General features: G+C 44.1%; 30 protein-coding genes. 28 read left to right on the top strand and 2 right to left on the bottom strand.

Annotated elements, in window-relative coordinates:
• The first annotated feature begins 49 nt into the window (after positions 1–49).
• The 27 genes from rpsS to carA all read left to right on the top strand — a co-directional run bounded on the left by rpsS (position 50) and on the right by carA (position 16098).
• On the top strand, positions 50–316 hold the full coding sequence (rpsS, locus tag ACMXI2_RS23960) for a 30S ribosomal protein S19 (RefSeq protein ID WP_079470771.1): 267 nt from the start codon (positions 50–52) through the stop codon (positions 314–316).
• A gap of 96 nt (positions 317–412) precedes the next feature.
• A complete protein-coding gene (rplV, locus tag ACMXI2_RS23955; RefSeq protein ID WP_079470770.1) occupies positions 413–760 on the top strand; it encodes a 50S ribosomal protein L22 in 348 nt (115 codons plus the stop codon).
• 64 nt (positions 761–824) lie between these two features.
• Complete coding sequence (gene rpsC / locus ACMXI2_RS23950) at positions 825–1616, top strand: 30S ribosomal protein S3 (RefSeq protein ID WP_079470769.1); 792 nt, start codon at positions 825–827, stop codon at positions 1614–1616.
• A 55-nt stretch (positions 1617–1671) separates the two neighbouring features.
• The gene (rplP, locus tag ACMXI2_RS23945; RefSeq protein WP_106527847.1) at positions 1672–2091 is read left to right on the top strand and encodes a 50S ribosomal protein L16; all 420 of its coding nucleotides are present in this window, start codon (positions 1672–1674) and stop codon (positions 2089–2091) included.
• Positions 2092–2160: 69 nt separating this feature from the next.
• Positions 2161–2361, top strand: coding sequence for a 50S ribosomal protein L29 (rpmC, locus tag ACMXI2_RS23940; RefSeq protein WP_079470767.1), 201 nt, complete (start codon positions 2161–2163; stop codon positions 2359–2361).
• Positions 2362–2452: 91 nt separating this feature from the next.
• Positions 2453–2713, top strand: coding sequence for a 30S ribosomal protein S17 (rpsQ, locus tag ACMXI2_RS23935; RefSeq protein WP_079470766.1), 261 nt, complete (start codon positions 2453–2455; stop codon positions 2711–2713).
• Positions 2714–2788: 75 nt separating this feature from the next.
• Positions 2789–3157 carry a 50S ribosomal protein L14 gene (gene rplN / locus ACMXI2_RS23930; protein ID WP_079470765.1) on the top strand — a complete coding sequence of 123 codons (369 nt, stop codon included), beginning with the start codon at positions 2789–2791 and terminating at the stop codon, positions 3155–3157.
• A gap of 169 nt (positions 3158–3326) precedes the next feature.
• Positions 3327–3665 carry a 50S ribosomal protein L24 gene (rplX, locus tag ACMXI2_RS23925; protein WP_079470764.1) on the top strand — a complete coding sequence of 113 codons (339 nt, stop codon included), beginning with the start codon at positions 3327–3329 and terminating at the stop codon, positions 3663–3665.
• On the top strand, positions 3665–4240 hold the full coding sequence (gene rplE / locus ACMXI2_RS23920; protein ID WP_483778526.1) for a 50S ribosomal protein L5: 576 nt from the start codon (positions 3665–3667) through the stop codon (positions 4238–4240). Before rplX ends, rplE begins: the two co-directional genes overlap by 1 nt.
• Before the next feature lie 20 nt (positions 4241–4260).
• Positions 4261–4530 carry a 30S ribosomal protein S14 gene (gene rpsN, locus ACMXI2_RS23915; protein WP_089903212.1) on the top strand — a complete coding sequence of 90 codons (270 nt, stop codon included), beginning with the start codon at positions 4261–4263 and terminating at the stop codon, positions 4528–4530.
• A gap of 114 nt (positions 4531–4644) precedes the next feature.
• Positions 4645–5043: a 30S ribosomal protein S8 gene (rpsH, locus tag ACMXI2_RS23910; protein WP_089903208.1), complete on the top strand. Its 399-nt coding sequence runs from the start codon at positions 4645–4647 to the stop codon at positions 5041–5043.
• 125 nt (positions 5044–5168) lie between these two features.
• A complete protein-coding gene (gene rplF / locus ACMXI2_RS23905; RefSeq protein ID WP_079470760.1) occupies positions 5169–5723 on the top strand; it encodes a 50S ribosomal protein L6 in 555 nt (184 codons plus the stop codon).
• Between the two features lie 90 nt (positions 5724–5813).
• Entirely contained in the window at positions 5814–6167 is a 354-nt protein-coding gene (gene rplR / locus ACMXI2_RS23900) for a 50S ribosomal protein L18 (RefSeq protein ID WP_483778525.1), read from the top strand.
• Between the two features lie 51 nt (positions 6168–6218).
• Positions 6219–6737, top strand: coding sequence for a 30S ribosomal protein S5 (gene rpsE / locus ACMXI2_RS23895; RefSeq protein WP_079470758.1), 519 nt, complete (start codon positions 6219–6221; stop codon positions 6735–6737).
• A 92-nt stretch (positions 6738–6829) separates the two neighbouring features.
• Positions 6830–7015: a 50S ribosomal protein L30 gene (rpmD, locus tag ACMXI2_RS23890; protein WP_079470757.1), complete on the top strand. Its 186-nt coding sequence runs from the start codon at positions 6830–6832 to the stop codon at positions 7013–7015.
• 121 nt (positions 7016–7136) lie between these two features.
• Positions 7137–7583 (top strand): 50S ribosomal protein L15, encoded by a 447-nt coding sequence (gene rplO / locus ACMXI2_RS23885; RefSeq protein ID WP_079470756.1) that lies wholly within the window; start codon positions 7137–7139, stop codon positions 7581–7583.
• 78 nt (positions 7584–7661) lie between these two features.
• Complete coding sequence (gene secY, locus ACMXI2_RS23880; RefSeq protein WP_079470755.1) at positions 7662–9005, top strand: preprotein translocase subunit SecY; 1344 nt, start codon at positions 7662–7664, stop codon at positions 9003–9005.
• Positions 9006–9172: 167 nt separating this feature from the next.
• Complete coding sequence (map, locus tag ACMXI2_RS23875) at positions 9173–9973, top strand: type I methionyl aminopeptidase (protein ID WP_483778524.1); 801 nt, start codon at positions 9173–9175, stop codon at positions 9971–9973.
• Positions 9974–10122: 149 nt separating this feature from the next.
• The gene (gene infA / locus ACMXI2_RS23870; protein WP_012789309.1) at positions 10123–10341 is read left to right on the top strand and encodes a translation initiation factor IF-1; all 219 of its coding nucleotides are present in this window, start codon (positions 10123–10125) and stop codon (positions 10339–10341) included.
• 70 nt (positions 10342–10411) lie between these two features.
• Entirely contained in the window at positions 10412–10528 is a 117-nt protein-coding gene (gene rpmJ, locus ACMXI2_RS23865) for a 50S ribosomal protein L36 (RefSeq protein WP_073083232.1), read from the top strand.
• A 59-nt stretch (positions 10529–10587) separates the two neighbouring features.
• Positions 10588–10968, top strand: a complete 381-nt coding sequence (gene rpsM, locus ACMXI2_RS23860; RefSeq protein WP_089903187.1) for a 30S ribosomal protein S13 — start codon at positions 10588–10590, stop codon at positions 10966–10968.
• Between the two features lie 108 nt (positions 10969–11076).
• On the top strand, positions 11077–11478 hold the full coding sequence (rpsK, locus tag ACMXI2_RS23855; RefSeq protein WP_079470752.1) for a 30S ribosomal protein S11: 402 nt from the start codon (positions 11077–11079) through the stop codon (positions 11476–11478).
• A 154-nt stretch (positions 11479–11632) separates the two neighbouring features.
• Positions 11633–12238: a 30S ribosomal protein S4 gene (gene rpsD / locus ACMXI2_RS23850; RefSeq protein ID WP_079470751.1), complete on the top strand. Its 606-nt coding sequence runs from the start codon at positions 11633–11635 to the stop codon at positions 12236–12238.
• A 68-nt stretch (positions 12239–12306) separates the two neighbouring features.
• Positions 12307–13302 carry a DNA-directed RNA polymerase subunit alpha gene (locus ACMXI2_RS23845; RefSeq protein ID WP_079470750.1) on the top strand — a complete coding sequence of 332 codons (996 nt, stop codon included), beginning with the start codon at positions 12307–12309 and terminating at the stop codon, positions 13300–13302.
• Positions 13303–13417: 115 nt separating this feature from the next.
• On the top strand, positions 13418–13909 hold the full coding sequence (gene rplQ, locus ACMXI2_RS23840; RefSeq protein WP_079470749.1) for a 50S ribosomal protein L17: 492 nt from the start codon (positions 13418–13420) through the stop codon (positions 13907–13909).
• Between the two features lie 109 nt (positions 13910–14018).
• Entirely contained in the window at positions 14019–14846 is an 828-nt protein-coding gene (locus ACMXI2_RS23835; RefSeq protein WP_483778523.1) for a hypothetical protein, read from the top strand.
• A 139-nt stretch (positions 14847–14985) separates the two neighbouring features.
• The gene (carA, locus tag ACMXI2_RS23830; RefSeq protein ID WP_483778522.1) at positions 14986–16098 is read left to right on the top strand and encodes a glutamine-hydrolyzing carbamoyl-phosphate synthase small subunit; all 1113 of its coding nucleotides are present in this window, start codon (positions 14986–14988) and stop codon (positions 16096–16098) included.
• 691 nt (positions 16099–16789) lie between these two features.
• Here carA and ACMXI2_RS23825 read toward each other — a convergent pair.
• Together ACMXI2_RS23825 and ACMXI2_RS23820 are read right to left on the bottom strand one after the other, a co-directional pair.
• A complete protein-coding gene (locus tag ACMXI2_RS23825; protein WP_483778521.1) occupies positions 16790–17989 on the bottom strand; it encodes a pyridoxal phosphate-dependent aminotransferase in 1200 nt (399 codons plus the stop codon).
• Positions 17990–18095: 106 nt separating this feature from the next.
• Positions 18096–18500, bottom strand: coding sequence for a DUF1573 domain-containing protein (locus ACMXI2_RS23820; RefSeq protein ID WP_079471001.1), 405 nt, complete (start codon positions 18498–18500; stop codon positions 18096–18098).
• Between the two features lie 222 nt (positions 18501–18722).
• On the opposite strand from ACMXI2_RS23820, the gene ACMXI2_RS23815 reads away from it, so the two are divergent.
• A complete protein-coding gene (locus tag ACMXI2_RS23815) occupies positions 18723–21101 on the top strand; it encodes an alpha-ketoacid dehydrogenase subunit alpha/beta (RefSeq protein WP_483778520.1) in 2379 nt (792 codons plus the stop codon).
• Positions 21102–21183: the final 82 nt, after the last annotated feature.

Here is a 21183-nt window from a genome sequence, read left to right as displayed (position 1 = left end):
CGGTAGCAATACCGGATCCCGGGTTTGAAAAATCATAAATCAGTAAGACATGGCTCGTTCCATAAAAAAAGGTCCTTACGTAGACCTGAAATTAGAAACAAAAGTTGAAAAGATGAATACCGGTACCAAGCGTTCTGTTATCAAGACCTGGAGCCGTCGTTCTACTATCACGCCTGATTTCGTTGGTCACACTTTCGCTGTTCATAATGGCAACAAATTTATTCCTGTTTATGTAACGGAATTTATGGTTGGTCATAAACTGGGCGAATTTGCACCTACACGTAACTTCAGAGGACACGTAAACAAGAAAATGTAAATTATAGTCTGAGGTTTGAGGTTTGAAGTATTCGTTTCAAACCGGAACATCAAACACCAGACATCAGACATTAAATAATAAAAGAAATTAATAACAATGGAAGCAGTAGCTAAGCTGAATAATAATCCTACATCTCCCCGCAAAATGCGTTTGCTCGCGGACTTAATCCGTGGTCTGGATGTGGAAAAGGCTTTGAATATTTTGAAATTCCATCCGAAACACCCAAGCGTACCTTTAGAGAAGTTGCTGATATCCGCTATCGCAAACTGGAAAGTGAAGAACGAAGGTGCAAGGGTAGAAGATGCTAACCTGATCGTAAAAACCGTTTTTGTTGATGGCGGCCGTACTCTGAAAAGAATGCGCCCGGCTCCACAGGGAAGGGGTTACCGTATCCGCAAGAGAAGTAACCACGTAACGATCGTAGTGGACGGTAAAGCGCAATAATTCAGTGCAAACCGGAAACAAAATAGAAACAAAACTATTAAACTAATAGACAAATAACCAGAACATGGGTCAGAAAACAAATCCTATTGGTAACAGGTTAGGTATCATCAGAGGATGGGACTCTAATTGGTATGGCAGCAAAAAAGACTTTGCTGTTAAACTGATCGAAGATAACAAGATCAGAACTTATCTGAATGCCCGTATCAACAAAGGTGGCATCTCAAGAGTTGTGATCGAAAGAACTTTAGGTAAGTTAATCATCACTGTTCATACTTCTAAGCCTGGTATCATCATTGGTAAAGGCGGTAACGAAGTTGATCGCATCAAGGAAGAGCTGAAGAAGCTGACAGGCAAGGAAGATGTACAGATCAACATCCTGGAGATCCGTCGTCCCGAAATGGATGCTAACATTGTTGCTGAAACAATTGCAAAACAGATTGAAAGCCGTATCAACTACAAACGTGCTATCAAAATGGCAATTGCTACCGCTCTGAGAATGGGCGCTGAAGGTATCAAGGTTAAAATCAGCGGCCGTTTAGGTGGTGCTGAAATTGCCCGCTCCGAAGAAATGAAACAAGGTCGCGTGCCTTTACATACTTTCCGTATGGACATCGATTACGCTTCCCTGTTCGCATTAACCGTTTATGGTAAAATCGGTATCAAAGTATGGATCTGTAAAGGTGAAGTACTGGGTAAACGCGACCTGAACCCGAACGTTTTAACCGGTAAGGAAGGCGATAACCGTGGCACTGGTCATGGCGGCGAAAGAAGAGAACATCACGGTGAACGCAGAGACAACCGCGGTGGTGGCGAAAGAAGAGGCGGTGGAGAACACCGTGGCGGTGGCCGCAGATAGTATCTGGCGGTTAAGCAGACATTAACAATTACTATTAACATTAACAACATAGACGATGTTACAGCCAAAAAGAACGAAACACAGGAAGATGCACAAAGGCCGCATCAAAGGGAACGCTAAAAGAGGCGCTACCCTCTCCTTTGGTACTTTCGGTCTTAAAGCATTAGAACCTAAGTGGATCACCGACAGGCAGATCGAAGCTGCACGTGTTGCGCTGACAAGGCACATGAAACGTGAAGGTAACGTATGGATCCGCATATTCCCTGACAAACCTATCACTGCTAAGCCTTTGGAAGTGAGGATGGGTAAAGGTAAAGGTGCTCCTGACCATTGGGCAGCAGTTGTAAAGCCAGGTAGAATTTTATTTGAAGCTGATGGCGTTTCCTTACAGGTAGCAAAAGAAGCAATGGAACTCGCAGCACAGAAACTGCCCATTAAAGTAAAATTTGTAACCAGCCGCGACTTCGTAGCTTAATTACAGGTACACAATAACTAAAAATCCGGTAACACTGCCCCGGCAGCTAACCGAATCAAACTCAATACAATGGCAAAAGAAAAGCTGGAACTGAAAGGCCTGAGCGAACAAGATCTGAAAGAGAAAATCTCTGCAGAAGAACTCCGCTTGAAAAAAATGACCTTTGGTCACGCAATTACGCCAATCGAAAATCCAATGAGCATCCGCGCCGTAAGACGCGATATCGCTCGGATGAATACCGAACTGCGTAAAAGACAACTGGGCTTCTGATTCTTCAGTCCCGGTGATACCGGGACTGCTGACATAGCATTAGTATAATACAATTTATGACCTCCTCACGGAGGGTTAAATACTTTCAACAATGACGACCGAAAGAAAATTAAGAAAAACCAGGATTGGTGTGGTTGCCAGCAACAAAATGGATAAAACCATTACCGTTAAGGTGGAGCGTAAGGTAAAGCACCCGATCTATGGTAAATTCGTGAAAAAAACTACCAAGTTCATGGCGCACGACGATAAAAACGAGTGCAGCATCGGCGATACCGTGAAAATCGCGGAAACACGCCCTCTGAGCAAGAACAAATGCTGGAGACTGGTAGAAGTAATCGCTAAAGTAAAATAATTATTTATTTGTTTCAAGCTGCTGCCGGCAACCCCGGTGCCAGCCGCTGACTAAACAATATCAAATCTCATTTCGATGATACAACAAGAATCAAGACTGAGTGTAGCTGATAACAGCGGTGCCAAAGAAGTATTGTGCATCCGCGTATTAGGTAACTCCGGTCAGGACTACGCTGGCGTAGGCGATAAAATTGTAGTAACCGTTAAGGACGCAATGCCAGGTGGCGGTGTGAAGAAAGGTATGGTGACCAAAGCTGTAATCGTAAGAACTAAGAACAAATTACGTCGTAAAGACGGTTCTTATATCCGTTTCGATGATAACGCGGTTGTACTGCTCAATAACTCAGACGAACCTCGCGGTACCCGTATTTTCGGTCCGGTTGCACGTGAGCTGAGAGACAAGGGTTATATGAAAATTATCTCCCTCGCTCCTGAGGTATTATAAAGATATAGCGGTACAGGGATTTTGGAATTTTTATGATTTTTATCAAAAAAAGCCAAAATCCCGAAATCCGAAAATATTTCTTATCTTTGCAGCCCGTTTGCAAAACGAGAAAAAACATTAATCAAGCGAAACTATTGTTTCGCTTGGCGTTTATAAATAAATCAAAGTAATGAAAACTAGATTTAAGCCTAAATTTAACATTAAGAAAGGCGACCTGGTTGCGGTAATTGCCGGTGATGACAAGGACAGAACCAAAGCGCGTAAAGTGCTGGAAGTGAATCCTGATAAAGCCCGCATTCTTGTAGAAGGCGTTAACATTATTACCAAGCACACGAAGCCAACTGCTCAGAATACCAAAGGTGGTATTGTTAAGCAGGAAGCTCCTATCGCCATCTCTAATGTAATGCTGTGGGATGCTAAAACTGGTAAACCAACCAGGGTTAACAGGCAGAGAGAAAACGGTAAATTAATTCGTATCGCTAAAAAATCAGGGGAGGAAATTAAATAATGTCAAACACAAAATATACTCCGAGACTGCAGACCAAATACCACGAGGAAGTTAAATCTGCACTGATGAAGAAATTCAACTACAAAAGTGTAATGCAGGTTCCTCGCCTGGTAAAAATTTGCCTGAACCAGGGTATCAATGGTGCAGTAGGTGATAAGAAACTGGTAGACATCGCAGTAGACGAAATGACCCGCATCGCCGGTCAGAAAGCTATCGCTACCCTGTCTAAAAAGGATATCTCCAACTTCAAACTGAGAAAGAACATGCCTATCGGTGCACGTGTAACTTTACGCAGCACTAATATGTACGACTTCCTGGATCGTTTGATCGCTGTATCCCTCCCGCGTGTACGTGACTTCAAAGGTGTGAACGAAAAAGCTTTTGACGGTCGTGGTAACTACACTATGGGTATCACCGAACAAATCATCTTCCCTGAAATCGATATCGATAAAGTAACGAAAATGTCCGGTATGGATATCACCTTCGTTACCACTGCAAACACCAACGAAGAAGCTTATGAGCTCCTGAAAGAAATGGGTATGCCGTTCAAGGGTATGAAAAAAGATAATCAGTAAATCGAAACGATAATATAATTATGGCAAAAGAATCCGTAAAAGCCAGACAAAGGAAAAGAGAAGCTATGGTAGCTAAGTTCGCAGAAAAACGCGCTGCCCTGAAAGCTGCCGGTGACTACGCTGCACTGGATCAACTTCCAAAAAATGCTTCCCCTGTTCGTCTGCACAACAGATGCCAGCTGAGCGGTCGTCCTAAAGGATACATGCGTCACTTCGGCCTCTGCAGGAACATGTTCCGTGACCTGGCTCTCGCAGGTAAAATCCCTGGCGTTAGAAAAGCCAGCTGGTAATTCAAGGTATTTATCTTCCGGTTTACCGGAGGTGTAAATCCAAAAAAGTTATTTGATTCCCATCTTATTACGATTGGATATCGCATTGTAAACATTTATCAAACTATTACAACAATGGTTACTGATCCAATAGCAGACTTCCTGACACGCATCCGGAACGCGCAAATGGCCACCCACAGGATTGTGGAAATTCCGGCTTCCAAGCTGAAAAAACGCATTACAGAAATTCTGTACGATAAAGGTTATATCCTCAAGTACAAATTTGAAGAAGATACTAAACAAGGCGTAATCAAAATCGCTTTGAAGTACGATCCGATCTCTAAAGAACCCGCTATCAAGGAATTACAACGCATCAGCCGTCCAGGTCTGCGTCAGTACGCTAAACCAGAAGAGTTTAAGCGCGTGAAGAACGGTTTAGGCGTAGCGATTATCTCTACTTCCAAAGGTGTAATGACCGATAAGGAAGCAAAAGCTCAAAATGTAGGTGGCGAAGTAGTTTGCTTCATCTATTAATATATTGAATGACTGGTTGTTACCCAACCAGTCATTCACTTAAGTTATCTGACAATTAAGCTCTCTATACGGCGCTGAACACGGATAACCGGTACATCAATATCAAACAACTTTAAATTAAAGTTATGTCTCGTATAGGTAAAAGTCCTATCAAATTGGCTAGCGGAGTTACAGTTACTGTTTCCCCTTCCAATGAAGTAACCGTAAAAGGCCCTAAAGGTGAACTGAAAAAGAACATCGACAGGGAAATGAAGATTGAGGTGAAGGACGGCGTTTTAACAGTAATCCGCCCAACTGAACAGATCCGCCATAAAGCACTCCACGGTTTATACCGCGCTTTACTGGCAAACATGGTTCAGGGTGTTACTGAAGGATTCAAAAAACAACTGGAACTGGTGGGTGTTGGTTATAAAGCAGCAAACAACGGTCAGTTACTGGATCTCGCTTTAGGTTACTCTCACAATATCGTTTTCGAAATTCCGAAAGAACTGAAGGTAGCTACCCTGACTGAAAAAGGACAGAACCCTAAGATCATGCTGGAAGGTATCGACAACCAGTTGCTGGGTCAGGTAGCCGCTAAGATCCGCGGTCTGCGTAAACCAGAACCATACAAAGGTAAAGGTGTTCGCTACAGCGATGAAGTGGTACGTAAGAAAGCTGGTAAATCAGCCGGTAAATAAAATATTTAATTGGCTAATCAGCTACTATAGCTGGTTAGCTGATTTTAACAGATACCCCGGCAGCATCGGGGTAATAAAATAAAACTCAAAATGAGCACAAAAGTTAACAGGAGACAGAAAATCCGCTACCGCATCCGTAAGAAAATTTCCGGTACTGCACAGCAACCAAGATTATCTGTATTTCGCAGCAACAGCGATATCTATGTGCAGTTGATCGACGATACCAATAGCACTACCCTGGCTTCCGCTTCTTCCCGTGATAAGGATATCAAAGCACAGGCAGGTAACAAAAGCGAAAAATCTGTACTGGTAGGTAAAGCGCTGGCTGCTAAAGCACTGGCACTGGGTCTTACCACCTGCGTTTTCGACAGAAGTGGTTATTTATATCATGGCCGCGTGAAAAGCGTAGCTGACGGAGCAAGAGAAGGCGGTCTTCAGTTTTAATCACGGAGTCCGAATCTTATAATTCTGAACAAGTAATTCTTATAAAATAAAATGGCAAAGAATTCATTCAATAAAGTAAAGGCTGGTGATCTGGAGCTGAAAGAAAAAGTAGTGGCGATCAACCGTGTTACTAAAACCACTAAAGGCGGTCGTACATTCAGTTTCTCCGCACTGGTAGTTGTTGGTAACGAAAACGGTGTTGTTGGTCACGGTCTTGGTAAAGCCAAAGAAGTACAGCAGGCTATCACCAAAGGTATAGACGATGCTAAGAAGAACCTGATCAAGGTTCCTGTTATGCACGGTACCATTCCTCACGATCAGTTTGCTAAAGAAGGCGCCGCCAAAGTGTTGATCAAACCAGCCGCTCACGGTACCGGTGTGATTGCAGGAGGTTCCATGCGTGCAGTACTGGAAAGCGTTGGTGTAACCGACGTACTGGCTAAATCTCTGGGTTCCGCTAATCCACACAACGTGGTGAAAGCTACCTTCAAAGCTTTAGGCATGTTACGCGAACCAATCAGCATCGCCAAAACAAGAGGCGTTTCCCTGAAGAAAGTTTTCAACGGTTGATTTATACCTGCTGAAAAGCTGGGTATCTCCGGGAAATTTTGAAAATAATTCATTAACAATTAAATTACTCCGCTTTTAGCGGATAGGGGTTTATGGCAAAGATTAAGATCACTCAAGTGAAAAGTGGTATAGACCGTCCGGAAAGGCAGAAACTGACCTTGAAGGCACTGGGCCTGACTAAAATGCACGCTACTGTTGAAGTAGAAGCAACTCCTCAGATCCTGGGTATGGTCCGTAAAGTTAATCACCTTGTAACGGTAGAAACAGTTAACGCTTAATTAAGTAACACTGCTGTGGGATTGTCTGTTGATAATCTTACCTTTACATTTGTGACTTTACCATTTTTATTTTGGAATAAAAGCGAGCGGTTAATTTCCGCGCAAGTAAAAACAATTAATTATGAATCTGCATTCATTAAAGCCTGCACAAGGCGCTGTACATAAAGAAAAACGTCTTGGACGTGGTGAGGCTTCCGGTAAAGGTGGTACCTCTACAAAAGGTAACAAAGGTATCCAGCAACGTGCTGGTTACGCGAGCAAAAGAGGCTTCGAAGGCGGCCAGATGCCAATCCAACGCCGTATGCCAAAACGCGGTTTCAAAAATAATAACCGTGAAGAGTATAAAATCTTCAACCTGGGTCAGCTGGATCAATTAGTTGAGAAATATGGCCTCCAGGAGTTTAATCTGGAAACCTTGTTCATGAACGGTCTGATTAACAGAACAGCTAAAGTTAAGATCCTCGCTAATGGCGAACTCAAAACAAAGGTGACTGTTAAAGTTAACGCTATCAGCGAAAAAGCTAAACAGGCCATCGAAACAGCAGGTGGATCAGTAGAACTGGTATAAGACTTTACGACTGAGGAGACGCCTACGGAGTAGTGCGTCTTTTCATATTTAATAGCGCTATTAAACCTTTATCTTCCTGTGAAGAAATTTATCGAAACGATTAAGAATATCTGGAGTATTGAGGATTTGCGTAACCGCATCCTGACCACCCTGCTCCTGGTCCTCATCTACCGCGTAGGATCCTATATCGCTTTGCCCGGCATTGATGCAAATGCGCTCACCGACTTTGAGAAAAATTCTAATCAGGGTATCCTGGGTTTGGTTAACATGTTTGCCGGCGGATCGTTTTCAAGGGCCTCCATATTTGCATTGGGTATCATGCCCTATATTTCTGCGTCCATTGCTATCCAGTTATTAACCATAGCTGTTCCGCAATTCCAGAAAATGCAGAAAGAAGGTGAAAGTGGCCGCAAAAAAATTAACCAGTTCACCCGTTACCTCACAGTTATCGTAACAGGTTTCCAGGCAAGTGCTTACGTTGCATATCTGCGTAATCAGTCAGGTGGCGCTATTATAGCCGAATATGGTACCTTTTTCTTCTGGCTCTCTACCACCGTTTTACTTACTGCAGGTACCCTGTTTGTAATGTGGCTCGGTGAAAAGATCACAGACAAAGGAATTGGTAACGGTACCTCCATCATCATCATGATGGGTATCCTTGCCCGTTTGCCACAGGCTTTAGTCGCAGAATTTTCCAGTAAAGTTGCAGGTGAAGCGGGTGGACCGATCCTGTTCCTCATTGAAATTGCTATCTTTATCTTAATCACTGTAGGCCTTATCCTGCTCGTTCAGGGTACCAGGAAAATACCGGTGAATTACGCAAAACGTATCGTAGGTAACAAACAATATGGTGGTGTACGCCAGTTCATTCCCCTGAAAGTGAATGCTGCCGGTGTAATGCCTATCATCTTCGCCCAGGCGATCATGTTCATCCCTGCAACTGCCATAGGCTTTGCCACTTCCTCTGAAAGTGCGTCAGGCTTTATCCGCATCTTCAGCGATCATACAAACGGCTGGTACAACCTCATTTACGCGGTGCTCGTTATTGTATTTACCTACTTCTATACTGCGCTCATTTTCAATCCAACCCAAATGGCGGATGAAATGAAACGTAATAACGGATTCATCCCGGGTATCAAACCAGGTAAAGCAACCGCTGATTACATCGGTGCGGTAATGGACCGTATCACTTTGCCCGGTGCATTCTTCCTGGCAATAGTGGGTATCATGCCCGGCCTGGCTGCCGCCTTCAAAGTTAACAGCAACTTTGCTACGTTCTTCGGAGGTACATCCCTGCTGATTATGGTGGGAGTTATCCTGGATACACTGCAACAGATTGAAAGCCAGCTCCTCATGCGCCATTACGATGGTTTGATGAGCACCGGCCGAATCAAAGGCAGAACTGCCCCGGCTAATGCATAAGTAATTGAACACAAAAGTGTTACAAGAACAATAAAATAGCCACAGAAGCTTTCCCGCTTTGGTGGCTATATTATTTTTGAATAAAGAGCAGTTAGTCCTTAGCTTCAGTTATAAGCATACGCAAAAGCTGACGCTGATCACTAACAGCGACAGAAACAAGGATTGTTATGATTCACTATAAGACGAAGGAAGAAATAGAGTTGATACGCAAAAGTGCCCTGATTCTGAGTGCAGCCCTGGCGGAAGTGGCCAGAACCCTGAAACCAGGCATGAGCACACTGGACGTGGACGCAGTTGCTGATAAGTTTATCGTTGAAAATGGTGGAACTCCTTCTTTCAAAAATTACAAAGGTTTCCCGAATGCCTGCTGCATCTCAGTAAATGAAGAAGTAGTACATGGCATTCCCAACAACTATGTGCTGAAAGACGGGGATATCCTCACCGTGGATGTAGGGGTGTATATGAATGGATACCATTCCGACAGCGCCTACACCTTTGCCATTGGCAATGTACCCGAAAACGTACTCCGCCTGATGACGGCCACCAAAGCTTCCCTGTACAAGGGCATCGAAAAAGCAATTGTTGGCAACAGGATAGGGGATATCTCCTATGCAATACAGGAATATACCGAAAAAGAGCGCGGTTATGGCGTAGTAAGGGAATTGGTGGGACATGGCCTCGGCCGGAACCTCCACGAGGACCCGCAGGTGCCTAACTACGGTAAAAGAGGCAGCGGCCCCGTCATGAAGGAAGGACTGGTGATAGCCATCGAGCCTATGATTAACCTCCGCTCCAAAGACGTGGAATACCTGGAAGATGGCTGGACAGTAGCTACCCGCGACGGAAGCCCGTCTGTTCACTTTGAACATACCGTAGCTGTTGGAAAAGGGAAGGCAGATGTATTATCTACCTACGTGGATATAGAAAAAGAAGAGAAAAACAACCCCGAACTGAATTCAGATTACTAGTAAAGCAGTTTGGATTTATCTAATATGGAAGGGGTTTTCGGGGTAAAAACGACAGGTTTTAGTAAAAAAACTGGCAATATTAATAATAATCAGGGTAAATTTTTCTATTTCAAAAGATAAATGCTATCTTTGCAGTCCTAAAAATTTTTATGGCAAAACAGGCACTCATTAAACAGGATGGAATTATATTAGAAGCCTTGTCGAACGCTATGTTCCGTGTAAAATTGGAAAACGGGCATGAGATCCTGGCCACCATTTCTGGAAAAATGAGAATGCACTATATACGCATTCTGCCAGGAGATAAGGTTGGCGTGGAAATGAGCCCATACGATTTGTCAAGAGGCCGTATAATTTTCAGATACAAATAAGCGGGAACGGAGTAGCGGGGATTGGAATTATAATTTAACAAATATCATAACCTTTTATAAAGTATTAATCATGAAGGTAAGAGCTGCAATCAAAAAAAGAAGTGCGGATTGTAAAATAGTTCGTAGAAAAGGTGTTTTGTTGGTAATCAACAAAAAGAATCCTCGTTTTAAACAACGCCAGGGTTAATCGGTTCCCCTAACGGAATTTGATTTTTTAATCAGAATCATAAAATCTAAAATAGAAATATGGCACGTATAGCCGGTATAGATCTTCCTAAAAATAAAAGAGGAGAAATTGGCCTCACCTATATCTTTGGTATAGGCCGTTCTACCGCCCAATATATCCTGAACAAGGCGGAAATTGATGTAAACAAAAAAGTGCGTGATTGGAATGATGATGATCAGGCTGCCATCCGTAATATTATCAACGGTGAGTTTAAGGTAGAAGGTCAGCTGCGTTCCGAAGTGCAAATGAATATCAAGCGTTTGCTGGATATCGCTTGCTACCGCGGTTTGCGTCACAGGAAAGGCTTACCGGTAAGAGGTCAGCGTACACGTACCAACAGCCGTACCCGTAAAGGTAAACGTAAGACAGTGGCTGGTAAGAAAAAAGCAACTAAGAAATAATAAATAAAATCCCAGGTTGAAATCCCAAATCCGAATCTGAGGGGTTTCAATGACAGTGAGTCATGTAAATTTGGGATGCGGAATTTCATATTTGGAATTTAAATCATTATGGCAAAAGCAAATAATACAAAAACTGCTGCTAATAAAAAGAGAGTAGTAAAGGTAGATAACTACGGAGATGTTCATATCTCTGCTAGCTTTAACAACATCATCGTGAGCATCACCAACAAGCATGGTCAGGTTATTTCCTGGTCTTCTGCTGGTAAAATGGGCTTCAGAGGTTCTAAGAAGAACACTCCGTATGCTGCTCAGCTGGCTGCACAGGATGCTGCTAAAGTTGCAATGGACTCAGGTCTGAAAAGAGCAGATGTATTTGTAAAAGGCCCTGGAGCTGGTCGTGAAAGTGCTATCCGCGCTATCGCTAACTCCGGTATCGAAGTGAACATGATTAAAGACGTTACGCCTTTACCTCACAACGGTTGCCGCCCTCCTAAGAAGAGAAGAGTATAGTAATATATATTTACAGCATCCAGATACCAGATTTCATTAGAAGTTTGGTATCTGGACGTTGTAATATTATTAAATAAATGGATGCATGATCAGGTTTTCAGATTTTTTGAAGAGCATGCATCATTAACTAAAAAATCTAAAGTATATTTAAAACATGGCAAGGTACACAGGACCCAAGACCAAAATTTCCAGAATTTTTGGTGAGCCCATTCTCGGTAATGGCAAGTATTTAAGTAAGAACAGCAACCCTCCGGGCCAGCACGGTGCTAACCGTAAACGCAAACAATTAGGCGAATACGCACTGCAGCTGAGAGAAAAACAAAAAGCTAAATACACTTATGGTTTGCTGGAACGCCAGTTCCGTAACCTGTTTGATGAAGCTACCCGCAGAAAAGGTGTTGCTGGTGAAGTATTGATCAAACTGCTCGAAGCCCGTCTGGATAACACCGTTTTCCGTCTGGGTATCGCTCCTTCACGTCCTGCTGCACGTCAGCTGGTTTCTCACAAACACGTTACTGTTAACGGTATCGTTGTTAACACTCCTTCTTTCCAACTGAAACCAGGAGACGTTATCAGCCTGAAAAACAAAACCGCAAACAATTCTGCACTGACCAGCGTTATCCGTGGAAAAAATCCTAAGTTCAGCTGGCTGGATTGGAACGAGAAAGAAATGAAAGGTGTATTCATTGCTTATCCTGAGAGAGAGAGCGTTCCTGAAAATATCAAGGAACAACTGATCGTAGAATTGTACTCTAAGTAATAAATAATTAGTCCGTGGCCAAAGGTCACGGACTAACCTCATATTTAACAAATAAATCTATCATATCAATGGCAATTTTAAATTTCCAGAAACCTGATAAGATCGTATTGCAGAAGTCTACCGACTTTGAAGCTCAATTCGAATTCCGTCCATTAGAACCAGGTTATGCTGTGACTGTCGGTAATGCGTTACGTCGCGTACTGTTGTCTTCTTTGGAGGGCTATGCCATTGTGGGTATTAAAATTGAAGGAGCCGATCACGAGTTCGCTACACTGAAAGGTGTTACAGAAGACGTTACTGAAATCATCCTGAACCTGAAACAGGTTCGTTTCAAGAGGATTTCAGAGAGTGATGTAACGAACGAAAAGATCACACTGTCCATTAAGGGTAAAACAGAGTTCCGCGCTGATATGATTGAAAAAGCCACCAGTGCTTTCCAGATCATGAATCCGGAGCTGTTGATCTGCACCCTGGATCCTTCTGCCAAGCTGGATATCGAACTGACTATCGGTAAAGGCCGTGGTTATGTTCCGGCTGAGGAAAATAAACCCAAGGATGCAGTATTCGGCTACATCGCGATCGACTCTATCTTTACGCCTATCAAGAATGTAAAGTACAGTATAGAAAATACCCGTGTGGAGCAGAAAACTGACTATGAGAAGCTCGTTATGGAGGTGATCACCGACGGTACTATCCACCCGGAAGAAGCAGTGAAACAGGCTTCCCGCATTCTCATTCAGCACCTGATGATCATCACCGATGAAAACATCAGCTTTGATACCAAAGACACTGAAAAAGAAGACGTTGTAGACGAACAAACACTGCAACTGCGTAAGATACTGAAAACACCACTCGAAGATCTCGATCTGAGCGTACGTGCATTCAACTGTCTGAAAGCAGCTAAAATCAATTCCCTCAGCGAACTGGTACAATACGAACAGGAAGAACTGATGAAGTTCAGAAACTTCGGCCAGAAATCCCTCAGCGAAATTGAACAGGTATTAGGCGAAAGAGGTCTGCACTTCGGTATGGATCTGTCTAAACTGAAACTGGAAGAAGAATAGTATTTATCTGTAAAGCCAAAGCCGTTGCATCCGCATCGCTTTGGCTTTACTACTTTATAATTAACAAGTACCTTGCAATTCCTGACACGGTGTAAGGGTTAAAACAAATAATGTCATGCGTCACGGAGTTAAATTAAACAAATTAAGCAGAACTGCTTCCCACCGTAAAGCCCTGATGTCCAATCTGGCTTGCGAACTGATCAGCCACAAACGTATCACCACTACACTGGCAAAGGCGAAAGCCCTCCGCGTGTATGTTGAACCGCTGCTGACAAGAGGCAAAACCGATTCTACCCACAACCGTAGAATTGTGTTCAGCTACCTGCAGGATAAAGAAGCTATCAAGGAACTGTTCAGCACGATCAGTGAGAAAATAGCTACCCGTCCTGGTGGTTACACCCGTATCATTAAACTGGGCAAACGTGTGGGCGATAACGCAGAAGTTGCGCTGATTGAACTGGTAGACTTCAACGAAATCTACGGTAAATCAGAAGAAAAAGCTGCTGCTAAGAAAACCCGTCGTGCTGGTGGTGCTAAGAAGAAAGCAGAAGAAGCAACTGAAACTAAAGCTGCTGATACTGCAACAGAAGAAAAATCTGCTGAGTAATCTTATATCAAACGATACGAAAAAGGACAAAGCCTGGCTTTGTCCTTTTTTTATGCACTAATAAATACATATATTTCGTAATATTACAGTAGTCTTAATGAGCATTCCTATGAAATACCTGCACTGTGATAGTTGTGGTCATCCCAGCCCACTTAAATCTGAATACCTTACTTTTTGCGATGCGTGCGGAAAAAAGCTGCCGCAGAGTTTTACAGAATGGCAAAAGCTCCATCCAACGGCCACATTTCCGGAATATACCCAGGCAGTAGGCATCTCCCTGAAAGAGAAAAAAACAACCGGTCCGCTTTACTGGATTAAAAATCAGTTGCAACCCGCTAACAAAGGAAAAGTAATCGTTTTCTTTTCACTCGTTTTCCTGCTGATAGCCATTACCGGCACGCTGTTCGGCAAAAGGGCCGTGTTTACCTTTTTGTATCCCAAAGTGCCGCTGGCCAGTTTGTACAGCACCTGGCATACCGCCACCATAGGCCGTCAGGCACTGGAAATCAGTACGCCTGTAAAGTTGTGGGTACACGACCAGCCGCTGGAAGGAGAAGAGGCCAAGGTGATAGAATACGCGAAAACCTATAGTAATGAAGATGGGGGAGGCATCCGCATCGCGGTAAATATGTTCAGCTATATCAGTAGTGTAGCCAATAGCCTGGAAGATGCAGTATCGGCCTCCCATAACAGCATGCAGCTGAAGGAAACCGCTACGGATATCGACTGCAAATCAATACCGGTGCTCATTTCCGGGATGCAGGGAATGCTGGAGGAAGGAAACTATTTGTATAAAGGCGGTATCCGGCTGGCCTTTTGTAACCTGGTAATGATCAAAGGAAGCAACCGCTGGCAGATCCAGATTAATTACCGCGATGACGACCCGGTTGGCCGCCAGGTGGCGCAGCGCGTGCTTAAATCGGTAAAAATTAAGTAACATCTTCCTTTCAGGTAAAAAAAATCTGTATTTAACTGTTGCATTTCATACCTTTGCACGGTTTTTTATCCGAACCTTCAGGGCAATTTTATACCCTTGAAGGTTTTTTTTAAAATATAAAACAAGACAGATACCAGAAATGCCTCAGACAAGAACCATCCAACCTGCCATACTGCTGTTAGAAGACGGTACGGTTTTTAAGGGAAAAGCTTTTGGGAAAATTGGCACAGCCGCCGGTGAATTAGCTTTCAATACCGGTATGACGGGTTACCAGGAAGTGTTTACAGACCCTTCTTATAAAGGACAGGTACTTATAATGAACAACTGCTACATCGGGAACTACGGCACCAAAAAGGACGACGTAGAGAGCAGCGGTGTGAAGATCAATGGTTTGATCGCTAAAAATATCGCGTACAATTATTCCAGGAAAATGGCCGACGAGTCGCTGGAAACGTTCCTGACCGATAATAACCTGGTAGCCATCTATGACGTAGATACCCGCGCGCTCGTTTCCCACATCCGCAGCAAAGGTGCTATGAACTGCATTATTTCTTCGGCTATCCTGGACCTGGATCAGCTGAAAGCTGAACTGGCAAAGGTTCCATCTATGGAAGGACTGGCCCTCTGCAAAGAAGTGACCACTCCGGAAGTTTACAATGTAGGCGATCCTGCTGCGGAGATCCGTATTGCAGTGCTGGACAATGGCGTGAAAAGAAATATGCTGAAATGCCTGTCCGATAAAGGCGCTTACCTGCAGGTATTCCCAACCGATACTACTTTCGACGTTTGCGAGGAATTTAAACCGCATGCCTACTTTATTTCCAACGGCCCCGGCGATCCGGCTCCGCTGACTTACGCCGTAGACACCGTGAAAAAGATCCTGGCGGCAGAAAGACCTATGTTTGGAATCTGCCTCGGACACCAGCTGCTGGCGCTCGCCAATGGTATCCCCACTTACAAGATGCACCACGGTCACCGCGGTTTAAACCACCCGGTAAAAAACCTGAAAACAGGCTTGTGCGAAATTACTACCCAGAATCACGGCTTTGCGGTAGATGCGAAAGCAGTAGCAGCCAGCGAAAATGTGGAAGTTACCCACGTAAACCTGAATGATCACTCTGTAGAAGGTATCCGTATCAGGAATAAACCTGCATTCAGCGTACAGTATCACCCGGAATCAACACCTGGGCCGTTTGATAGCCGTTACCTGTTTGATGATTTCTTTGAGATGATCAAAGCGAACAAAGCATAACTGAAAAGAATTTACATATCAACAGCCAGGCGCTGGAAGACAATCTGCTTAAATGAAGACGGTCCCGAGGAATCGGGACCGTTGCATTTTAAAATTCCACGTTATGAAAACAAACGGATATTACCATTGCTAAAAGCGCCGGCAGCTCCGCCCGTTTTATTACATAACAATATTATAGAAAAAAGGTAAACGGGAGGGGGAATATTTTCAGAATATTTAGGAGTTCAGCTGTTAATAGCGGGGAAAGGGGAGGGTTAGGACAAAAAAATACGGCTCTGTGATCAGAGCCGTTTGCCTTTATAAATTCCACGTTATGAAAAACTGATACAAAAATACGATATTTTGCTAAAACGTTTTAGTTAATCTTTGAGTTTTACAGAAGACTGATAAATCTTCTTCTTTTAATAATTCAAAGGTCGGACCAAATAAACGTTATAAGAAATAATGCAGGTTAAATTTTTCTTAAACAAGTTTAGATTTTGCAGTCCATCGTATCTGTAAATATTTTTATAATTAGATAATTTTTGTCGTTGTTGTTATTTCTACATCAAATATACGAAACAAAAGATGAAAATTCCAAGCATTTCATGTTAAATAATTGCTTTTTTATTTAAAAATACATATATAGAATTTATTGTAATGTATTTAACACTTCTCATCTCGGATTTTACACGTGGTTTTGACGCAAAAATTATTTGGAAATTTTTCCCGGATATACTTCCAGCGCTTTTTCCAGGCAGACCATTGCATGACTAATGTCTGTTGTATTCAGTACATAAGCCAGTCGCACCTCATTTTTTCCTAAGCCTGGCGTTGAATAAAAGCCTGTTGCCGGCGCCATCATGACTGTTTGGCCCTCGTAAGAGAAGGATTCCAGGATCCACTGGCAGAATTTATCCGAATCATCGATAGGCAGCCTGGCCATTGCGTAGAAGGCCCCCCCTGGATTGGGACAAAATACGCCCGGGATGTCGTTTAACATCTTTACCAGGATATCCCGGCGGCTTAAATACGCTGCCTTGATACCATCAAAATAATCCGCAGGCAGATCCACTGCGGCTTCGCCGGCGATCTGCGCAAAGGTAGGAGGGCTCAGGCGGGCCTGGGCAAACTTCATAACAGCATCCAGCACCTGTTGGTTTTTAGTTACAAAGGCGCCAACACGGCCTCCACAGGCGCTGTATCTTTTGGAAATGGTATCCATCAGGATCACATTGTTTTCCATTCCTTCCAGGTTCATAGCGGAAAAATGTTCGCCTGTATAGCAAAACTCCCGGTAAGCCTCATCGGAGAAGAGGAACAGGTTGTATTTCAGGCAAAGCTGTTTCAGTACTTCCATCTCTTCTTTACTGTAAAGATAACCGGTGGGGTTATTGGGATTACAGATCATGATGGCTTTGGTGCGTGGGGTAATGGCCTTTTCAAAGTCGGCCATCGCGGGTAAAGCAAAGCCGGTTTCAATACTGGAGGTAATGGTTTTGATCTTTATTTCCGCTTCTACAGCAAAACCATTGTAGTTGGCATAAAAAGGTTCCGGAACAATTACTTCATCTCCAGGATCCAGGCAGGCCATGAAGGCAAATATGATGGCCTCTGAACCGCCGGTGGTAACAATGATCTGGTTGTGGTTCACTGCAATGTTGAACCGGTCGTAATAGGTGACCAGCTTACGGCGGTAACTTTCAAAACCTGCGCTGTGGCTGTACTCAAGGATCTTGAATTCTGAATGGCGTACCGCATCCAGTACGGGTTTTGGTGTTTCGATATCCGGTTGCCCGATGTTCAGGTGGTATACTTTTACCCCTTTTTTCTTGGCTGCTTCGGCGAATGGTACAAGCTTTCTGATGGGAGAAGATGGCATTTGCTCACCTCTCTGGCTAATGGTAGGCATAAAATTGTTTTGACTTTTGCATTGCAAAGATAGGGGATAGGATGGGCAACAAAAAAACCTTACAGCATTGCGCTGTAAGGTCTTAGTATGTTTTAAAGTGTGGTGGTTACTTGTTGTTGGAACCAACTGTACCTGTTAAGTGCAGTTCCTTGTCCTGATCCACGCCTCTGAACTTTACCCAGATGGTTTTATTCTGCTGACCTAAACCGTTTGCGCTGTAGCTCGCGGTTACTTTACCTTTTTTACCAGGCAAAATAGGTTCCTGCGTCCATTTAGGGGTAGTGCAGCCGCAACTTGCGCGGGCAGCTTCAATCAGCACTGGTTCTTTGGAAATGTTGGTAAATTCGAAATCAACAGTAACTGGCTTGTTTAATTCAGTTTTACCAAAATCAACAGTTTCTTTGGCAAATTTTACTTTTGTATCTGCCGGATTCTGTGCCGGAGCGGTTTGGGCCCACAGCGCTGTAGTCAGCAGCATGCTCGCAAACAGGGATAAGATAAATTTTTTCATTTTCATATGATGGTTTAAGCGACCGGTTAAAAAATATTGATATCTTTCTTGGTTAGAACAAATTTACAGCCAAAAAGCATTATAAACCTTACAATTTATTAAAATCTTATTAAAAAAAATCAGATTATTTTAAATGAAAGATTTACAGCATTTTTCAACTGTATAATTAACCTTACTTTTGTACTTTAACCATGAGGCATGATAGAAAATAACGAACTAGCTATGAATTTAGAAAGCCGGTTATCATTCGAAGAGTTCCGTAAGGAAGTGCTTAATGATTACAGGTTGGCCTGCGAAAGCAGGGAAGTTAGTCTGCTGGCCCGTAAGGAAGTGCTTACAGGCAAGGCAAAGTTTGGCATTTTTGGAGATGGAAAAGAAGTGGCGCAGATAGCGATGTCAAAATACTTTCAGCCAGGGGACTTCCGTTCCGGTTATTACCGCGACCAAACTGTTGCATTTGCCACTGGTATTGCCACTCCCGAACAATTCTTTTCGCAGTTATATGCAGATCCTGATTTGGAAAATGATCCTTTTTCGGGCGGCCGGCAGATGAACTCCCATTATGCCACCCCTAATCTTGATCAGGATGGCAACTGGCTCAACCTGACGCAGATGAAAAACTCTGCTGCCGACATGGCGCCTACGGCCGGGCAAATGCCCCGCGCACTGGGCCTTGCCTATGCTTCTAAAATGTTTCGTGAGGTAGAAGCCTTGCATCCATATAAAAATCTCTCTAACAACGGTAACGAAATCTGTTTCGCTACTATCGGTGACGCCTCTACGTCGGAAGGTCATTTCTGGGAAACCATGAATGCCGCCGGTGTTTTACAGGTGCCACTCGCCGTATTTGTATGGGACGATGGCTACGGTATTTCCGTACCCCGCAAATATCAGACTACTAAAGGTTCTATCAGCGCCGCACTGGAAGGCCTCCGCAAAACGGAAGAATCCAACGGCTTTGATATATATAATGTAAAAGGCTGGGATTATGCCGGCATGTGCGAAGTGTTTGAAGCGGCTATCCGCAAGATCCGCGAAACGCACATCCCTGCACTGTTTCATGTGGAAGAAATCACTCAGCCCCAGGGTCACTCTACCAGTGGATCACACGAACGGTACAAAAGCAAGGAACGCCTTTCCTGGGAACGGGAATTCGACTGTAACGTGAAGATGCGTTCCTGGATCATCGAAAATGCTTTATGCGAAGAGGAAACCCTGCGTGCCGTTGAAGCAGAAGCAAAAATAAAAGCACAGAATGCCCGCAAAAATGCCTGGGAAAAATATATAACACCGATCAAAGAACAGGTGCAGTCGTTTACTGCCCTGGCAGCACCGGTAGCCGCTATTGAAGGCGCCGATGCAAACATGATCAATACGTTCATCCGCGACCTGCAGAATAACCGCGAGCCGCTCCGCCGCGATATCCTGAAAGCCAGCGCCATGATCCTGCTGAAACACCGGCACCTGAAATCAGATGCCGCCATACAGGCGTTGCAACAATATTATGATACTTACCTGGCCGGCGAAAAAGAAGTGTATAATACACTGCTCCACGCCACCGGCGTAAACTCTGCCCTGAATGTACCGGTAGTACCGGCGGCATACGAAGCAGACAGTATCACCGTAAACGGCTACGAAATACTGAATAAATATTTTGATCAGCTGTTCACCAACAACGACCGCGTATTTGCTTTCGGGGAAGATGTGGGAAAGATTGGCGACGTGAACCAGGGCTTTGCCGGACTGCAACAGAAACATGGTAAAGTACGTATAGCCGATACCGGTATCCGTGAGCTAACCATCATGGGACAGGGAATAGGACTGGCATTGCGCGGCCTGCGCCCCATTGCTGAAATCCAGTATCTCGACTACCTCCTGTACGGCCTGCAGCCACTCAGTGATGACGTGGCCTCCCTGCAATACCGCACCAAAGGAATTATGCACTGCCCGCTGATAGTACGTACCCGCGGCCATCGCCTGGAAGGCATCTGGCACAGCGGATCCCCCATGGGTATGATCATCAATTCCCTGCGCGGTATGCACGTGTGCGTGCCACGTAACATGGTGCAGGCAGCAGGAATGTATAACACCCTGTTACAGGCCAACGAACCGGCCCTGGTGATAGAATCTTTAAACGGCTACCGTCTGAAAGAAAAATTACCGGCCAACCTGGAAACCTATACCGTACCATTGGGCATCCCGGAAATACTGCATGAAGGAACAGATGTAACCATTGTTACCTATGGTTCTATGACGCGTATTGTGGAAGAAGCAATGGTAACACTGGCGGAAACAGGGATCTCCTGTGAGCTGATCGATGTGCAGACTTTACTGCCTTTCGACATCCATCACAGTATTGTGGAATCATTACAGAAAACCAACCGCATCCTCTTTATAGATGAAGATGTGCCTGGTGGCGGAACTGCTTACATGTTCCAGCAGGTAATTGAAAAACAAGGCGGCTACCGCTGGCTGGATGTGTCGCCCCGCACGATGAGTGCGCAGGCCCATCGCCCGGCCTATGGCTCCGACGGGGATTATTTCTCCAAGCCCAATACAGAAGATGTAGTAAAAGTAATTATGGAGATGATGCAGGAATAGCTGCACTTTTAAATCATACAAAGCCGGTTGCCTTAACAGGAGCCGGCTTTTCTTTTAATTGGCGAAGCCACTATAACAGCAT

This window comes from Chitinophaga sp. G7 BAM 1005 (genome assembly GCF_057126945.1).
The sequence above is the reverse complement of the archived record's forward strand: the minus strand, read 5'-3'. Positions and strand labels throughout refer to the sequence as shown.

Bases quoted from the DNA above. Each gene is read 5' to 3' on its own strand.
- rpsS (WP_079470771.1), top strand. From the start codon at position 50: ATGGCTCGTTCCATAAAAAAAGGTCCTTACGTAGACCTGAAATTAGAA.
- rplV (WP_079470770.1), top strand. From the start codon at position 413: ATGGAAGCAGTAGCTAAGCTGAATAATAATCCTACATCTCCCCGCAAA.
- rpsC (WP_079470769.1), top strand. From the start codon at position 825: ATGGGTCAGAAAACAAATCCTATTGGTAACAGGTTAGGTATCATCAGA.
- rplP (WP_106527847.1), top strand. From the start codon at position 1,672: ATGTTACAGCCAAAAAGAACGAAACACAGGAAGATGCACAAAGGCCGC.
- rpmC (WP_079470767.1), top strand. From the start codon at position 2,161: ATGGCAAAAGAAAAGCTGGAACTGAAAGGCCTGAGCGAACAAGATCTG.
- rpsQ (WP_079470766.1), top strand. From the start codon at position 2,453: ATGACGACCGAAAGAAAATTAAGAAAAACCAGGATTGGTGTGGTTGCC.
- rplN (WP_079470765.1), top strand. From the start codon at position 2,789: ATGATACAACAAGAATCAAGACTGAGTGTAGCTGATAACAGCGGTGCC.
- rplX (WP_079470764.1), top strand. From the start codon at position 3,327: ATGAAAACTAGATTTAAGCCTAAATTTAACATTAAGAAAGGCGACCTG.
- rplE (WP_483778526.1), top strand. From the start codon at position 3,665: ATGTCAAACACAAAATATACTCCGAGACTGCAGACCAAATACCACGAG.
- rpsN (WP_089903212.1), top strand. From the start codon at position 4,261: ATGGCAAAAGAATCCGTAAAAGCCAGACAAAGGAAAAGAGAAGCTATG.
- rpsH (WP_089903208.1), top strand. From the start codon at position 4,645: ATGGTTACTGATCCAATAGCAGACTTCCTGACACGCATCCGGAACGCG.
- rplF (WP_079470760.1), top strand. From the start codon at position 5,169: ATGTCTCGTATAGGTAAAAGTCCTATCAAATTGGCTAGCGGAGTTACA.
- rplR (WP_483778525.1), top strand. From the start codon at position 5,814: ATGAGCACAAAAGTTAACAGGAGACAGAAAATCCGCTACCGCATCCGT.
- rpsE (WP_079470758.1), top strand. From the start codon at position 6,219: ATGGCAAAGAATTCATTCAATAAAGTAAAGGCTGGTGATCTGGAGCTG.
- rpmD (WP_079470757.1), top strand. From the start codon at position 6,830: ATGGCAAAGATTAAGATCACTCAAGTGAAAAGTGGTATAGACCGTCCG.
- rplO (WP_079470756.1), top strand. From the start codon at position 7,137: ATGAATCTGCATTCATTAAAGCCTGCACAAGGCGCTGTACATAAAGAA.
- map (WP_483778524.1), top strand. From the start codon at position 9,173: ATGATTCACTATAAGACGAAGGAAGAAATAGAGTTGATACGCAAAAGT.
- infA (WP_012789309.1), top strand. From the start codon at position 10,123: ATGGCAAAACAGGCACTCATTAAACAGGATGGAATTATATTAGAAGCC.
- rpmJ (WP_073083232.1), top strand. From the start codon at position 10,412: ATGAAGGTAAGAGCTGCAATCAAAAAAAGAAGTGCGGATTGTAAAATA.
- rpsM (WP_089903187.1), top strand. From the start codon at position 10,588: ATGGCACGTATAGCCGGTATAGATCTTCCTAAAAATAAAAGAGGAGAA.
- rpsK (WP_079470752.1), top strand. From the start codon at position 11,077: ATGGCAAAAGCAAATAATACAAAAACTGCTGCTAATAAAAAGAGAGTA.
- rpsD (WP_079470751.1), top strand. From the start codon at position 11,633: ATGGCAAGGTACACAGGACCCAAGACCAAAATTTCCAGAATTTTTGGT.
- ACMXI2_RS23845 (WP_079470750.1), top strand. From the start codon at position 12,307: ATGGCAATTTTAAATTTCCAGAAACCTGATAAGATCGTATTGCAGAAG.
- rplQ (WP_079470749.1), top strand. From the start codon at position 13,418: ATGCGTCACGGAGTTAAATTAAACAAATTAAGCAGAACTGCTTCCCAC.
- ACMXI2_RS23835 (WP_483778523.1), top strand. From the start codon at position 14,019: ATGAAATACCTGCACTGTGATAGTTGTGGTCATCCCAGCCCACTTAAA.
- carA (WP_483778522.1), top strand. From the start codon at position 14,986: ATGCCTCAGACAAGAACCATCCAACCTGCCATACTGCTGTTAGAAGAC.
- ACMXI2_RS23825 (WP_483778521.1), bottom strand. From the start codon at position 17,989: ATGCCTACCATTAGCCAGAGAGGTGAGCAAATGCCATCTTCTCCCATC.
- ACMXI2_RS23820 (WP_079471001.1), bottom strand. From the start codon at position 18,500: ATGAAAAAATTTATCTTATCCCTGTTTGCGAGCATGCTGCTGACTACA.
- ACMXI2_RS23815 (WP_483778520.1), top strand. From the start codon at position 18,723: ATGAATTTAGAAAGCCGGTTATCATTCGAAGAGTTCCGTAAGGAAGTG.